Annotated in this window: 15 protein-coding genes; 13 read left to right on the top strand and 2 right to left on the bottom strand. The window is 69.8% G+C overall.

What is annotated here, in order from left to right; genetic code table 11:
- The first annotated feature begins 152 nt into the window (after positions 1–152).
- From fusA to VEW93_09025, 5 genes are all read left to right on the top strand, one after another.
- Positions 153–2,246, top strand: a complete 2,094-nt coding sequence (fusA, locus tag VEW93_09005) for an elongation factor G (GenBank protein HYI61927.1) — start codon at positions 153–155, stop codon at positions 2,244–2,246.
- A gap of 33 nt (positions 2,247–2,279) precedes the next feature.
- Positions 2,280–3,467 (top strand): elongation factor Tu, encoded by a 1,188-nt coding sequence (gene tuf / locus VEW93_09010; GenBank protein HYI61928.1) that lies wholly within the window; start codon positions 2,280–2,282, stop codon positions 3,465–3,467.
- A gap of 13 nt (positions 3,468–3,480) precedes the next feature.
- Positions 3,481–3,645: a 50S ribosomal protein L33 gene (gene rpmG / locus VEW93_09015; GenBank protein HYI61929.1), complete on the top strand. Its 165-nt coding sequence runs from the start codon at positions 3,481–3,483 to the stop codon at positions 3,643–3,645.
- 113 nt (positions 3,646–3,758) lie between these two features.
- On the top strand, positions 3,759–4,322 hold the full coding sequence (locus VEW93_09020) for an RNA polymerase sigma factor (GenBank protein HYI61930.1): 564 nt from the start codon (positions 3,759–3,761) through the stop codon (positions 4,320–4,322).
- Complete coding sequence (locus tag VEW93_09025) at positions 4,319–4,723, top strand: hypothetical protein (protein ID HYI61931.1); 405 nt, start codon at positions 4,319–4,321, stop codon at positions 4,721–4,723. The genes VEW93_09020 and VEW93_09025 overlap by 4 nt, the downstream gene beginning before the upstream one ends.
- Before the next feature lie 74 nt (positions 4,724–4,797).
- Here the strand turns inward: VEW93_09025 and VEW93_09030 are convergent, their stop codons facing one another.
- Entirely contained in the window at positions 4,798–5,430 is a 633-nt protein-coding gene (locus VEW93_09030) for a hypothetical protein (protein ID HYI61932.1), read from the bottom strand.
- A gap of 422 nt (positions 5,431–5,852) precedes the next feature.
- The gene (locus VEW93_09035) at positions 5,853–6,485 is read right to left on the bottom strand and encodes a hypothetical protein (GenBank protein ID HYI61933.1); all 633 of its coding nucleotides are present in this window, start codon (positions 6,483–6,485) and stop codon (positions 5,853–5,855) included.
- 321 nt (positions 6,486–6,806) lie between these two features.
- Here VEW93_09035 and secE point away from each other — a divergent pair, with 321 nt between their 5' ends.
- From secE to VEW93_09075, 8 genes are all read left to right on the top strand, one after another.
- Complete coding sequence (gene secE / locus VEW93_09040; GenBank protein HYI61934.1) at positions 6,807–7,106, top strand: preprotein translocase subunit SecE; 300 nt, start codon at positions 6,807–6,809, stop codon at positions 7,104–7,106.
- Positions 7,107–7,503: 397 nt separating this feature from the next.
- Positions 7,504–8,082: a transcription termination/antitermination protein NusG gene (nusG, locus tag VEW93_09045; GenBank protein HYI61935.1), complete on the top strand. Its 579-nt coding sequence runs from the start codon at positions 7,504–7,506 to the stop codon at positions 8,080–8,082.
- 165 nt (positions 8,083–8,247) lie between these two features.
- Positions 8,248–8,673: a 50S ribosomal protein L11 gene (rplK, locus tag VEW93_09050; protein HYI61936.1), complete on the top strand. Its 426-nt coding sequence runs from the start codon at positions 8,248–8,250 to the stop codon at positions 8,671–8,673.
- A gap of 94 nt (positions 8,674–8,767) precedes the next feature.
- A complete protein-coding gene (gene rplA / locus VEW93_09055) occupies positions 8,768–9,469 on the top strand; it encodes a 50S ribosomal protein L1 (protein HYI61937.1) in 702 nt (233 codons plus the stop codon).
- 215 nt (positions 9,470–9,684) lie between these two features.
- Positions 9,685–10,395, top strand: a complete 711-nt coding sequence (gene rplJ / locus VEW93_09060; GenBank protein ID HYI61938.1) for a 50S ribosomal protein L10 — start codon at positions 9,685–9,687, stop codon at positions 10,393–10,395.
- Positions 10,396–10,397: 2 nt separating this feature from the next.
- The gene (gene rplL, locus VEW93_09065; GenBank protein HYI61939.1) at positions 10,398–10,781 is read left to right on the top strand and encodes a 50S ribosomal protein L7/L12; all 384 of its coding nucleotides are present in this window, start codon (positions 10,398–10,400) and stop codon (positions 10,779–10,781) included.
- A gap of 242 nt (positions 10,782–11,023) precedes the next feature.
- Complete coding sequence (locus VEW93_09070; protein HYI61940.1) at positions 11,024–12,946, top strand: hypothetical protein; 1,923 nt, start codon at positions 11,024–11,026, stop codon at positions 12,944–12,946.
- Positions 12,947–13,189: 243 nt separating this feature from the next.
- A partial coding sequence (locus VEW93_09075; GenBank protein ID HYI61941.1) for a DNA-directed RNA polymerase subunit beta occupies positions 13,190–14,896 on the top strand: 1,707 nt, incomplete at its 3' end.

Consider the following 14,896-nt stretch of genomic DNA (forward strand, 5'->3'; position numbering starts at 1 on the left):
GACATGCACAAGATGGCCGACTCGAACAAGGCCTTCGCCCACTACCGCTGGTAGGCGGCAGCAACCCCCGACCACCAGGGGGTGCGCCCCCGAGGTGCGCTCCCACGACGACCGGGCCCGGCCCGGTCGTTCCCATGCACCGAGAGAACGCAATGGCTGACCAGAAGCGCACCCATCCCCTCGACCGAGTCCGCAACATCGGGATCATGGCCCACATCGACGCGGGCAAGACCACGACGACCGAGCGGATCCTCTACTACACCGGCAAGAGCTACAAGATCGGCGAGGTCCACGAGGGCGCGGCCACCATGGACTGGATGGCGCAGGAGCAAGAGCGCGGCATCACGATCACCTCGGCGGCCACCACCTGCCAGTGGCGTGACCACAACATCAACATCATCGACACCCCCGGCCACGTCGACTTCACCGTCGAGGTGGAGCGCTCGCTGCGCGTGCTCGACGGCGCGGTGGCGGTGTTCGACGGCGTCGCCGGCGTGGAGCCCCAGACCGAGACCGTGTGGCGGCAGGCCAACAAGTACGGCGTCCCCCGCATGTGCTTCATCAACAAGATGGACCGCCTGGGCGCCGACTTCTTCGCCGCCCTCGAGTCGATCCACGAGCGCCTCGGCGCCAACGTCGCCGTCATCCAGCTGCCGATCGGCGCGGAGGGCAACTACAAGGGCGTGATCGACCTCGTCGAGATGAAGGCGCTCGAGTGGCTCGACGAGGAGCTCGGCGCCAAGTGGGAGGTCAACGACATCCCGGCCGAGCTGCAGGAGCAGGCCGAGGAGTACCGCCACGCCCTCATCGACGTGCTCTCCTCGTTCGACGAGAACATCCTCGAGAAGTACGTGGGCGAGGAGGAGATCACCGTCGACGACCTGCGCTCCGCGATCCGCGCCGGCACCATCGGCGGCGAGATCGTGCCGATCCTCAACGGCACCGCGTTCAAGAACAAGGGCGTGCAGCCGCTGCTGGATGCCATCGTCGACTACCTGCCGAGCCCTCTCGACCTGCCCCCCACCAAGGGCATGAACCTGAAGGGCGACGAGGAGCTGGAGCGCGAGGCCGACGACAGCGAGCCGTTCGCCGCGCTGGCCTTCAAGATCATGACCGACCCCCACGTGGGCAAGCTCACCTACTTCCGCGTCTACTCGGGATCGCTCGAGAAGGGCGGCACGGTGGTGAACACCACGAACAGCAACAAGGAGCGCATCGGCCGCATCCTGCAGATGCACGCCAACAGCCGCGAGGACGTCGATGCGGTGTTCACCGGTGACATCGCCGCCGGCATCGGTTTCAAGAACACCCGCACCGGTGACAGCCTCTCGGCCCCCGGGTCGGAGATCGTGCTCGAGAACCTCGAGTTCCCCGAGCCGGTGATCCACGTAGCGGTGGAGCCGAAGACGAAGGTCGACCAGGACAAGATGGGCAAGGCCCTCTTCGCCCTCTCGGAGGAGGATCCGACCTTCCAGGTCCGCACCGACGAGGACACGGGCCAGACCGTGATCTCCGGCATGGGCGAGCTCCACCTGGAGGTCATCGTCGACCGGATGCTCCGCGAGTTCAAGGTGGACGCCACCGTCGGCAAGCCGCAGGTGGCCTACCGCGAGACCATCACCCAGCCGGTGATCAAGCACACCTACACGCACAAGAAGCAGACCGGTGGCTCAGGCCAGTACGCCGAGGTCACGATCGACCTCGAGCCGACGGGCCCGGGCGGCGGCTACGAGTTCGTCGACAAGATCACCGGCGGCCGGGTGCCCAAGGAGTACATCCCGTCGGTCGACGCTGGCATCCAGCAGTCGCTCGACGCCGGCGTGCTCGCCGGGTACCCGACGGTCGATGTCCGGGCTGTCCTCACCGACGGCAAGTACCACGACGTCGACTCCTCCGAGATGGCGTTCAAGATCGCTGGTTCGATGGCGTTCAAGGAAGCCCTCCGCAAGGCCAAGCCGGTGCTGCTCGAGCCGATCATGTCGGTCGAGGTGACCACGCCCGACGAGTACATGGGCGACGTCATCGGCGACCTCAACTCCCGTCGGGGCCGCGTCGGTGGCATGGACCAGCGGGGCAACAGCCAGATCGTTCGGGCCCACGTGCCGCTCTCGGAGATGTTCGGGTACTCGACCGACCTGCGCTCCCGCACGCAGGGACGCGCCACCTACTCCATGCAGTTCGACAGCTACCAGCAGACCCCTGCGTCCGTCCAGGAAGAGATCGTCGCCCGAGTGCGCGGCGACTGACCCCAGCCAGCATCGCGAGAGAAGAGAGCAGTCATGGCCAAGGAGAAGTTCGATCGGAACAAGCCGCACCTGAACGTCGGCACGATGGGTCACATCGATCATGGGAAGACGACGTTGACGGCGGCGATCACGAAGGTGTTGGCGGAGGCGAACGGGAACGTGCAGGTGATGGCGTTCGATGAGATCGATAAGGCGCCGGAGGAGAAGGCGCGGGGGATCACGATCAACATCTCTCATGTTGAGTATGAGACGGACAACCGGCATTACGCGCAGGTGGATATGCCGGGTCACGCGGATTACATCAAGAACATGATCACGGGTGCGGCGCAGGTGGATGGGGCGATTCTGGTGGTTGCCGCGACGGATGGTCCGATGCCTCAGACCCGTGAGCATGTGTTGTTGGCCCGGCAGGTGGGGGTGCCGTCGATCGTGGTGGCGTTGAACAAGGTCGATCAGGTGGATGACGAGGAGCTGTTGGAGCTGGTGGAGATGGAGGTCCGGGAGCTGTTGAGCGAGTACGAGTTCCCGGGTGATGACACGCCGATCGTGCGGGTCTCGGCGCTCAAGGCGTTGGAGGGTGATGGGGAGGCGGCGCAGGGGGTGTTGGAGCTGATGGCGGCGGTGGATGAGTTCGTCCCGGAGCCGACGCGGGATCTGGACAAGCCGTTCTTGATGCCGATCGAGGATGTGTTCTCGATCACGGGTCGGGGGACGGTGGTGACGGGCAAGGTCGAGCAGGGTGTGATCAACACCGGGGACGAGGTCGAGATCATCGGGATCCGCCCGACCCAGAAGACCACGTGCACGGGTGTGGAGATGTTCCGCAAGTTGTTGGATCAGGGCCAGGCCGGTGACAACATCGGTGCCTTGTTGCGGGGCACGAAGAAGGAGGACGTGGAGCGGGGTCAGGTGCTGGCCAAGCCCGGCTCGATCACGCCGCACACCGACTTCACCGGTCAGGTGTATGTGTTGACCAAGGAGGAGGGTGGCCGGCACAAGCCGTTCTTCGGGAACTACCGGCCGCAGTTCTACTTCCGGACCACTGACATCACCGGCACGATCAGTCTCCCGGAGGGCACCGAGATGGTGATGCCCGGGGACAACACCGAGATGTCCGTCGAGCTGATCCACCCGATCGCGATGGACGAGGGTCTCCGCTTCGCCATCCGTGAAGGTGGCCGCACCGTGGGCGCCGGCCGCGTCACCAAGATCACCAAGTAGAGAGCAGAGCCCGATGGCCAAGAACGAGAAGCGGGTGCACGTCACCCTGGAGTGCACGTCGTGCAAGCGGCGCAACTACATCACGACGAAGAACAAGATCAACGACCGCGAGCGCATCGAGATGAAGAAGTACTGCCGCTGGGAGCGCTCCCACACGGTCCACAAGGAGACCCGCTAGGGATCCCGTGGGTAACGAGCACCCCTCCCCGGGGGTCTGACACCTCGATGGTGACCGGCGCCGGCACCAGCCCCGGACCCCCCGGGCGCGCCCCTCGCACGGACCCCGAGGCGATGGCCGCCCTCGTGGCCCGGGCCCAGGCCGGCGACGACCAAGCCTTCGAGGACCTCGTGACCGCCACCCACGTCGAGACCTACACCCTGGCCCGCCGGCTCACCGGCAACGACGACGACGCCCGCGACGTGGTCCAGGAGGCGTACCTCCGGGCCTACCGGTCCCTCGACCGCTTCCGGGGCGAGGCCCGGTTCTCGACCTGGATGTACCGCATCACCGCCAACTGCGCCTCCACCCAGGTGGGCCGGCGCCGCCGGCACCGCCACGACGAGCTGCTCGAGGACCTGGTCGTGGTCGACACCCGGCCCGAGCTCGACCCCGAGGCCCAGGCCGATGCCGCCGACTTGCGTCACCGCGTGAACGGCGCCCTCGACGAGCTCCCGCCCAAGCTGCGAGCCGTGGTCATCCTGCGCGACGTGTACGACCTCCCCCACGAGGCCATCGCCGCCGAGCTGGGCATCTCCGAGTCGGCGGCCAAGGTCCGCCTCCACCGGGCCCGCAAGAAGCTCAAGGAGCGCCTGTTCCCGGGGCGGGAGCCCGACGACATCGAGGGGGCGCCGTGAGCCCGCGCCAGGTGGCCACTCCCCAGGCGGGGGCGGCGTGCGCCGACCTGGGCCAGCACCTGGCCGCGGCGGCGTCCGATCCCGCGGCCCTGGACCGGGCCGCCCGGGACCATGTGGAGACCTGCCTGCGCTGCCAGGCTGACCTGGTCCAGCACCGGCGGGTGCTGCGGGCTCTCCGCTCTCTGCGCACCGAGGTGTTGGAGCCGGCGCCCGGCCTGGTCACCGAGGTGTTGGCCCACATCGAGGAAGCTGGCGAGCGCCACGTCATCCGCTCCCTCCTGACCGGCCGACGGGCCGCCTACATCGGCGGCCTGGCCGCCGCCACCGCGGCGGCCAGTGCCGCTGGCGCCATCGTCCTCGTCACCCGCACCAAGAACCGCCGCCTCCCTCTCGCTGGCTGAGCCGCTGGTCGCCTGATCGAAGAGGACCCCGTGTGCCGGGCGAGGCCCCTTCGCGCTCGTGGGGTGGCTGTGGGTCAGATGGGCGGGGTGTCGTCGAATGTAAGGCCTGTGAATGTGACGCCGCTGCTCGCCAGGGCGGAGAACGGCGAGTCACAGAAGTCAACCATGGGGGTCCCGGACCCGTTGAGGGGGCCGACGTGCATGGTTGTGCTGTTGTAGGCGCCGGTGACTGTGGACTCGATGGCGAAGTGGCAGATTTGGGTGCCCTTCTCGCAGCCTGAGGTCTGGTAGATCTGGCCCTCGAAGAGGGCGTGTTGGGTGATCTGCTGGTTTGGGTGGGTTCCGGTGATGGTGCCTGTGTTTGTCCCGAATCCGAGTTCGTCTGGGTCGCCGATCCGAACATCGAGCTGGTACTCGTTGCCTCCGAAGTCGAAGAAGGAGGCGTAGTAGCCATCCTCTTTCTCCGTTCCGATCCTGGCCTCCTCGACGGTGGTCATCGTTTCGGTGACATCGACGATGAACTCGTTCGTCTGCTCGGGGTCCTCACATGTGTGGTCCTCGCCTCCGATCTCAATCACGATCTCATAAGTGGGATCGCCGTCGATATCGAGGTCCATCGTGCCGCTCTGGGTGTAGAAGGTTGTTGTCGTCGCGGCGGATGGAACGGCGGTCACCATGAGGCATGCGAGTCCTGAGATGGCCGCCATCAGAAGGCGGCTGTACATTGGTCTTCTCATCGGGGTTCTCCGTTCTGTGGATGTCGCCCGGCCGATGGATGTTCACCACTGACGACCCCCGCAGTGGAACACAGCAGCCCTTGCTTACCATGCGCGAACCTCGAATGTTGCAAGGGCGGAGACGAGTCGCAGGCCAATCTATTGACCTTCGTCGCCGAGGTGCTCGCTCTCTTGGAGGGCGGAAGCGCGTGCCATCTGCTCCCCCTGACCGGAGGCGGGCGCTATACCGCTGGCGCTGGCGCTGGCGCTGGCCGCCGCTACCGCTGCGGCCAGCGCCGCAAGTCCCATCGTCTCATCACCCACCCTAGAACCGCCGCCTTCTCTTCGCCGTTGACGAGGGAAGGTGATGGTCCGCAGCCGTCGAAACGCTGGATGTCAAACGTGCTCCGTATTCAGACAGGCGGGGAATCATCAAATGTGAGACCTGTCGCCGTCACGGATCCGCTGCCTATGGATGCGAAGGGGCTTTCGCAAAAGTCGACCGCCGGGTTGCCACCCCCGTTCAGGGGTCCGACGTGCATCGTTGTGTTGTTGTAGGCGCCGGAGACTATAAATTCGACGGCAAAATGGCAGATGGTTTGACCCTTCTCACAATTGGTCGTGGTATGGATGAGACCTTCGAAGAGGGCGTGTTGGGTGATCTGCTGGTTTGGGTGGGTTCCGGTGATGGTGCCTGTGTTTGTCCCGAATCCGAGTTCGTCTGGGTCGCCGATCCGAATATCGAGCTGGTACTCGTTGCCCCCGAAGTCGAAGAAGGTCGCGTAGTAGCCGTTCTCACTTGCCGTTCCGATCCTTGCCTCCTCGACGGTGGTCATCGTTTCGGTGACGTCGACGATGAACTCATTCGTCTGCTCGGGATCCTCACATGTGTGGTCCTCGCCTCCGACCTCTATCACGACCTCATCCTCGGGATCGCCATCGATATCGAGATCCAACGTTCCGGCCTGGGTGTAGAAGGTTGTTGTCGCTGCTGGGGAGGGGCTGGCCGTTGCCAGGAGGCACCCGATCACCGTGAGGGCAGCCACCAGGGTGCGGCGGCGCGTCGTGCTTCTCATCGCACTGTCTCCGTTCAGTAGAGGGTGTCGCCCCGCCACAGCGGAACCCATCCACTGACGACGCGGAGCAGTAGAACATGTCAGCCGTTGCCCCCTATGCGCGATCTGTGGGGACAGCGACCGGGCGGGGGGGCGAGTGGGAGTCGGGGCTCCTGGTTGCTACTGTCTGCCGGGTTCGTACCGGCCGCCGTCGGCACGCGCCCTGGTCAGCCGCGGTGCGTCAGCCTCCCGGCCCACGGCGGGACCGCACGTCCCGCCTTCCACCCACAACTTGCTCGTCAGGTGTTTCCGATGGCGATGAACCGAGAACAGAAGCGGCTCCTCCAGAAGCAGGGGGAGATCGACGCCGACGGCACGCCCAAGGCGACCCGTCGGGCCCCGCAGGCGCCCAAGCCCAAGGAGCAGCGCACCAAGCCGCGCCAGTTCGTGCGCGAGGTGCGGGGCGAGATGCGGAAGGTCAACTGGCCGACCCGGGCCGAGACCCTCAACTACTCGGTCATCGTGTTCGTCACCATCGTGATCATGACCGCCCTCATCGCCGGCGTGGACTTCGGCCTGTCCAAGGCCATCCTGTGGATCTACGACGCATGAGCGGGCGGACCGACCACCGCCGCCCCGTCCCCGCCGTCGGCGCCCGCCGAGCAACCGACACCAGCCGCTGCCACCCGCGGACGCAGCAGGCCACCTCCCCCAACCGCTGGAGCGCGCACCGGTGAGCTTCCTGACCGACTCCGATCCCGAGGCCGGCGGCTCCGACCCCACAGAGGGCAAGGGCGACACCCCGGCTCTCGACACCCAGACGCCGGGCACCATCGCCCCCTCCGTCGGCGAGACCGACCTCCCGGCCACCGACCCCGGCGAGCCCCGGGCCACGGCCACCGAGGCCCCCGCCCCGACGAACGTCGACCCCGAGACCGGCGAGGTCTCCTCCGACGCCGCACCCGAGGGCGCCTCCGAGCCCGGGGACGTGGTCGACGCCGAGGACCTCATCGAGGACGCCGCCCCCGTCGAGAGCCCGTACGACCGGCCCGGCCGCTGGTTCGTGGTCCACACCCAGTCCGGCTACGAGAAGAAGGTCCAGCAGAACCTGCAGGCCCGCACCTCCTCCATGAACATGGAGGGCCGCATCCACGAGGTCGTCATCCCCATGGAGGACGTCGTCGAGATCCGGGGCGGCAAGAAGCAGGTCGTCCAGAAGAAGATGTTCCCCGGCTACCTGCTGGTGCGCTGCTTCCTGGACGACGACTCCTGGTACGTCATCCGCAACACCCCCGGCGTCACCGGCTTCGTCGGTGCCGGCAACAAGCCCTCCCCGCTGCCCCGCCGCGACGTCGAGACCTTCCTCTCGATCAAGGTCGACAGCGAGGAGCCCTCGGCCAAGAAGGGCCGGGCCCGCCTCGAGCACGAGCTGGGCGAGACCGTCCGGGTCAAGGAAGGCCCCTTCGCCAACTTCTCGGGCGAGATCGTGGAGATCAACGAGGACCAGCTCAAGGTCAAGGTCCTGGTCGACATCTTCGGCCGGGAGACCCCGGTCGAGCTCGACTTCTCTCAGGTCGCCAAGTTCTAGGCCAGGCGGCCCCGCCCGGGCCGCTGGGTGGCGCCCGCCGCCGCCCGCCCCGTACCCTGTCCTGTCCCCCCGGCGCCGGCCTCACCGCCGCGACCGGGATCGCATCGTCCGGGCCGCATCGTCCGGGCCGCATCGCTGCCGCCCACCACCAGGAGTTGAGCACCCATGGCCAAGAAGAAGGTCCTGGCCGTCGTCAAGATCCAGATCCCCGCCGGGCAGGCCAACCCGGCCCCCCCCGTGGGCACCGCCCTGGGCCCGCACGGCGTGGCCATCATGGACTTCTGCAAGGCCTACAACGCCCAGACCGAGTCCCAGCGGGGCACCATCGTCCCCGTCGAGATCACCGTCTACGAGGACCGGTCCTTCACCTTCATCACCAAGACGCCGCCCACCCCGGTGCTCCTCCGGGAGGCGGCCGGCATCCCCAAGGGGTCGCAGACCCCCGGGCGGGACGGGGCCGGCAAGGTGACCGCGGCCCAGGTGCGCTCCATCGCCGAGACCAAGCTGCCCGACCTCAACGCCCTCGACATGGACGCCGCCGTCAAGCAGGTCGAGGGCACGGCCCGCTCCATGGGCCTCGAGGTCGTCTGACCTCACCCCACCGGCGGCCGCCGGCCGAATACCACCATCCAACCAGGCACCGGGGAGGACCTCGCCCCGGGCCGTTCCAGAAGAGGGAGCCACCATGGCGAAGGGCAAGCGCTACACCGACGCGACGAAGCGGTACGACCGCGATCGTCTCCACCCGGCCGACGAGGCCGTCGACCTGGTCAAGACCTTGGCCACGGCCAACTTCGACGAGACCGTCGAGCTGGCCGTGCGCCTCGGGGTCGACCCCCGCAAGGCCGACCAGATGGTCCGGGGCACCGTCGCCCTCCCGTCGGGCACCGGCAAGGACGTGCGGGTCGCCGTGTTCGCCACCGGCGACGCCGCCGAGGCGGCCCAGGCCGCGGGGGCCGACGTGGTCGGCTCCGACGACCTGGCCTCCCAGGTCGAGGGCGGGATGCTCGACTTCGACGTCGCCATCGCCACCCCCGACATGATGCCCACCGTCGGCCGCCTGGGCCGGGTGCTCGGCCCCCGGGGCCTGATGCCCAACCCCAAGACCGGCACCGTCACCACCGACGTCGGCAAGGCCGTCGCCGACTTCAAGGGCGGCAAGGTCGAGTACCGCACCGACCGCTATGGCAACGTCCACGTCCAGGTGGGCAAGGCCAGCTTCGAGCCCCCCGCCCTGCTGGCCAACGTGCGGGCCGTCATGGACGAGCTCCACCGGGCCAAGCCGGCCTCGTCCAAGGGCCGCTACCTCCGGCGCGTCGGCCTGGCCTCGACCATGGGCCCCGGCGTCAAGATCGACCCCACCCGCATCAAGCCCGAGGAGGACTGACCGCGGGCTGGACCCCGGGCTCGGGCGGCCGGTAGCGTGCCCGGGTTCAACTGATCGAGTCATCGCTCGCCGAAGACCTCTGGTGCGCCCCCGGGTGCTGAATGGACCGACGTCCGCCAGGTGAGGCGGGGGACCACGTCCCTCTCCCGGTGTTCGCGCCTGCATGGCGTCAACCGTGAGCGCCCCCCGGGGCGCCGACAGAGAGAGGAGGTGCCGTGGACGAACCCCGTGCTGACAAGGTCGCCGTCGTGACCGAGGTCGGCGAGCGCTTCGACGCCGCCGAGGCCGCCGTGCTCACCGAGTACCGCGGCCTGAACGTGGCCGCCATGGCCGAGCTCCGGGCCGCCCTGCGGACCGCCGGTGGCACCTACAAGATCTACAAGAACACGCTCGTGCGCCTCGCTGCCCGCGAGCGGGGCCTGGAGCTCGACGACCTCCTCACCGGCCCCACGGCCATCGCCTTCGTGGACGGTGACGTGGCCGGCGTGGCCAAGGCCATCCGCGACTACGCCCGCACCAACCCGGCGCTGGTGGTCAAGGGCGGCCTGCTGGGCAGCGCCGTCGTCGGCGCCGACGACATCACCGCCCTGGCCGACCTGCCCCCCCGCGACCAGATGCTGGCCCAGATCGCCGGCCTGTTCGCGGCCCCGATGCAGCAGATGGCGAGCCTGCTCGACGCCGTCCCCCGCAGCTTCAGCTACGCCCTGAACGCGCTGATCGAGGCCGGCGGCGCCCCCGGAGCCCCCACCGATGCGCCGGAGGCCGACGCCCCGGCCCCGGAGGCCTCCGCTCCGGAGGCCGCCGACGAGACCACCCCGGCCGAGGACTCGGCCACCGAGGCCCCCGCGGCCGACACCCCTGACACCCCACCGGCCGACGCCGGGACCGACACCCCGGCCGACGCGGCCGCAACTGAGGAGAACTGACCATGGCCACCCTTTCCACCGACGACATCCTCGATGCCATCGCCGGCATGACCGTGCTGGAGCTCTCGGAGCTGAAGAAGGCGTTCGAGGACCGCTTCGACGTGACCGCCGCCGCCCCCGTGGCCGTGGCCGCCGCCCCCGCCGGTGGCGGTGGCGACGCCGCCGCCGAGGAGCAGGACGAGTTCGACGTCGTGCTGACCGGGGCCGGCGAGAAGAAGGTCGGCGTCATCAAGGCCGTCCGCGGCCTCACCAACCTGGGCCTCAAGGAGGCCAAGGACCTCGTGGACAGCGCCCCCAAGGCCGTCCTCGAGAAGGTGGCCAAGGACGAGGCCCAGAAGGCCAAGGAGGCCCTCGAGGCCGAGGGCGCCAGCGTCGAGCTCAAGTAGTCGCTCCGGGTCGCTCGACCCGACAGCCGCCCCACGGGCGGGGCGTCCCCTGGTCACCCAGGCGACGCCCCGCCCGTGGCGCGCCCGGCGGGTGGGCGAGCGTGAGCCACCGTGGCGGGTGGCCCGGGCGCGGTCCCGCCCGCCCGGCGTCGATCCGCTGGCGGCGCCGATCGACGGTGGGGCCTTGCGCTGGTGACGGCGGTCTCGTCGGGGGGCGGGGGCGTGGAGTAGAACCGACCCCCGTGACGGGACCGGACGACGGTGAGCGCGACCGCCCGCCGTCCTGGGGGTGGGCGCTGGCGCTGGGCCTGGTGGCGGCCCTGCCCGCCGCCCTGGCCGGCTGGCGGGTGGTCCGCTGGGGCTGGGTGCCCGTCGGCGACCACGGGCTCATCGCCACCCGGGCCTACGACGTGCTCACCAGCCGCAGCCCCCAGCTGGGCCAGGCCAGCACCGTCACCGGCGACGGCCCCCTGGCCCGCAGCCCCGGGCCCATGGGGTACTGGGTCATCGCCCTGCCGGCCCGGCTCGGGCCCCTGTGGGCGCCCGCCGTCACCGCCGCCGCCGTGGCCGTGGCCTCGACCGTCGGGTCCGTCGTCCTGGCCTGGCGCCGGGCCGGCCCGGCCTTCGCCGCCCTGGTGGCCGTGGGGCTGGTGGTGGTGGCCCGGGCCATCGACCCCGTGCACCTGGCCGCCATCTGGAACCCGTCGCTGGGCCTGGCCCCCATGGTCCTGCTGTTCTTCCTGGGGTGGTCGGTGGGGGTGGGGGAGCGCCGCCTGTTCCCGGCGCTGGCCCTGGTCGGGTCGCTGCTGGGGCAGGTCCACCTGGGGGTGGCCGTGCCCGCCGCCGGCGTGGTCGCCCTGGCCACCGCGGCCGGCTTCGCCGGACCGGCCCTGGCCTGGGGGCGCGGTCGTCGCTCGGGATCCGCTCGCCCGGCCGGGGACCAGGGCCCGGAAGCGGGCCTCGCTGCGGAACGTCGCGGTCGCCGGTCCGGATCCGCTCGCCCGGCCGAGGTCCCGTCCGGGACGACCGGTCACTCTCCAGCGGCCGTCCGCCCTGGCGACGCCGGCGACACCGATCGGGCCACCGTCGACGGGAGCGCCGGATCCGTCGACGCGCCCCGGGGCGGGGCGGGGCGGTGGTTCCTGGCCGGCCTGGCCGTCTTCGGGGTGTGCTGGGCGCTGCCCGCCTTCCAGCAGCTGACCAACCGGCCCGGGAACCTCCAGGTCCTGCTCGGGTCGTCGGGCGAGGTGCCGAGCACCATGGGATGGGGGCCGGCGGCCCGCTTCGTGGCCGGGGCTGTGGGCCTCGTGCCCCGCTTCCTGGGCCCGGTGGAGACGCCGTTCGAGGTGGTGGCCGGCGTGCCCGGCTCGTGGAGCTCGCTGGCCGTGCTCTCGGCCGGCGCCCTCCTGCTGGTGCTGGTCGCCCTGGCGGCCCTGGCCGCCCGCCGCCGCGACCGGTCGACGCCGGTGGCCGCCGGGCTGCTGGTGGCCATGGGCCTGGGGGCGTGGGCGGCGGCGGCCCAGACCCCTGACGACCTCCGCATCCTGACCATCAGCTACTCGCTCCGGTGGCTGGTGGCCTGGGGCCTCCTGGTGTGGCTGGTGGCCGGGCTGGCCGGGGTGCGAGCCGTGGTCGAGGCCCGAGCCCCCGGTGCCGACGCCCACCAGGCGGGCCAGGGCCGGTCCCGGTCCCGGACGGTGGCCCTGCCGCCGTGGGTCGGCCCGGCCGGGCTGGTGGCGGCCATGGCCGTGGCGGTGGTCGTGGCCGTCGCCACCCCCACCGACGACTTCGAGCGGAGCCTCTACCGCCCGTTCGACCGCCTCGGCGACGCGGTGGTGGCCGAGGTGGAGCCCGGCCGGCCCTACCTGGTCGACGCCGTCGGCCTGCTGGAGGGCGAGGTGGCCCCGGCCATGACCTACCGGATCCGCCGGGCCGGGGGCGCGCCGGTGCTGGCCGGGGCGGTGGGCGAGGCCACGGGGACGGCCTACGTGCCGACCGGCGCCCGCTGCGCCGCCGTCTTCACCTTCCTCCCGGGCCGGGCCGGTGCTCCGATCCCGCCCGGCGGCCGGGTGCTGGTGGCGGTGACCACCCCGGCCAACTCGGCCATCCAGGTCGACGGCGTCACCGCCGTCCTGCGCCCCGACGACGGCCCCCCCTCCTGCTGACCCCGCTCCCGCCGCAGTCGATCCTTGACGTTCCGGGTGGGGACGCTTACCCTGCGCGGAACCTCGGGGCCGGCTCTGGCCGGTTCCCCTTCAGCGAGCACGGGTTGCTCTCGATGCGCGTCGACCCCTAGTGTGGTCCGTTGCCGTGACTGTCCGCCTCGTTCCCCCGTCCCTCGGCCTCGGGAACCAGCGCGCCAGCACGGCCCGCGCCGCGTGATCACCCCTCAGCTCCGAGGAGAGGCCTTGTCTGCCCGACCCACCATCCGGGACCGCTATTCCTTCGCGAACCTCGACGAGGTCTTGGAGCTCCCTGACCTCATCGCCATCCAGCGGACGTCGTTCGACTGGTTCCTGGCCAACGGCCTGGCCAACACCTTCCGGGACATCTCCCCCATCAAGGACTTCACCGAGACCCTCCAGCTCGAGCTGGAGTTCGATCCCGACGACGAGGACCTGCGCCCCGAGCCGAAGTTCACGGTGGAGGAGTGCAAAGAGAAGGACATGACCTACGCGGCGCCGATCTTCGTGCGCGCCCGGTTCATGAACCAGAACACCGGCGAGATCAAGGAGCAGACGGTGTTCATGGGGGACTTCCCCATGATGACGTCGAAGGGCACCTTCATCATCAACGGCACCGAGCGGGTCGTGGTGTCCCAGCTGGTCCGCTCGCCCGGCGTCATCTTCCAGCCCGGTGAGCGGTTCCGCCTCCGCAACCTGGCCAAGCACCAGCTCGTCACCGGCACCATCCACCCCTACCGGGGCGAGTGGATCGAGTTCGACGTCGAGCAGAAGCCCGGCAAGGACGTCACCGCCGGCACCCGGGTGGCCCGCAAGCGCCGCCTCAGCCTGTTCGTCCTCCTCCGGGCCCTGGGCTACGACGAGGAGCAGGCCCCCGGCTTCCTGGAGGCCTTCGTCCGCGAGTTCGACTTCCTCGAGGGCCAGTGGGAGAAGGACCGCGACCTGGCGCCCACCCAGGAAGAGGCGCTGATCGAGATCTACAAGCGGGCCCGCCCGGGCGAGCCCCCCTCGGCCGAGTCGGCCAAGGCCTACTTCCGCAACGCCTTCTTCGAGCCCCGCCGCTACGACCTCAGCCGCGTCGGCCGCTACAAGCTCAACCGCAAGCTGGGCCACGAGCTGGACTGGCTGGAGCAGACCTTCCCCATGCTGGAGCTGGACCGCCCGGTCCGCACCGCCGAGGTGGGCCCGGACGGCGACGACGCCCCGGACCAGTCGGTGCTGTCGCGCGGCGAGATCCTGGCCGCCACCACCTACCTCCTGCACCTGGTGAACGCCGAGCCCGGCTACCGGCTCGACGACCAGGACCACTTCGCCAACCGCCGCATCCGGTCGGTGGGCGAGCTGATCCAGAACCAGGTCCGCATCGGCCTGTCCCGCATGGAGCGGGTCGTGCGCGAGCGCATGACCACCCAGGACGTCGAGGCCATCACGCCGCAGACCCTGATCAACATCCGCCCGGTGGTGGCGGCGATCAAGGAGTTCTTCGGCACCAGCCAGCTGTCCCAGTTCATGGACCAGGTCAACCCTCTGTCGGGCCTGACCCACCGGCGCCGCCTCTCGGCCCTGGGGCCGGGTGGTCTGTCCCGGGAACGGGCCGGCTTCGAGGTCCGCGACGTCCACTTCAGCCACTACGGCCGGATGTGCCCGATCGAGACACCCGAAGGCCCCAACATCGGCCTCATCGGCGGCCTGTCGACGTTCGCCAGGGTCAACGAGTTCGGCTTCATCGAGAGCCCGTACCGCAAGGTCGTCAACGGCAAGGTCTCCGACGAGATCGTCTACATGGCGGCCGACGAGGAGGAGAACTACGTCGTCGCCCAGGCCAACACGCCGATCACCGCCGACGGCACGTTCCGTGACGAGCGGGTGCTCGTGCGCCGCTCGCCGCAGGCGGCCAGCCTCGAAGACCTCCGCAAGATGCTGGAAGCGGAG

It is taken from the genome of Acidimicrobiales bacterium, from assembly GCA_035630295.1.
Classification (GTDB): domain Bacteria; phylum Actinomycetota; class Acidimicrobiia; order Acidimicrobiales; family Iamiaceae; genus Iamia.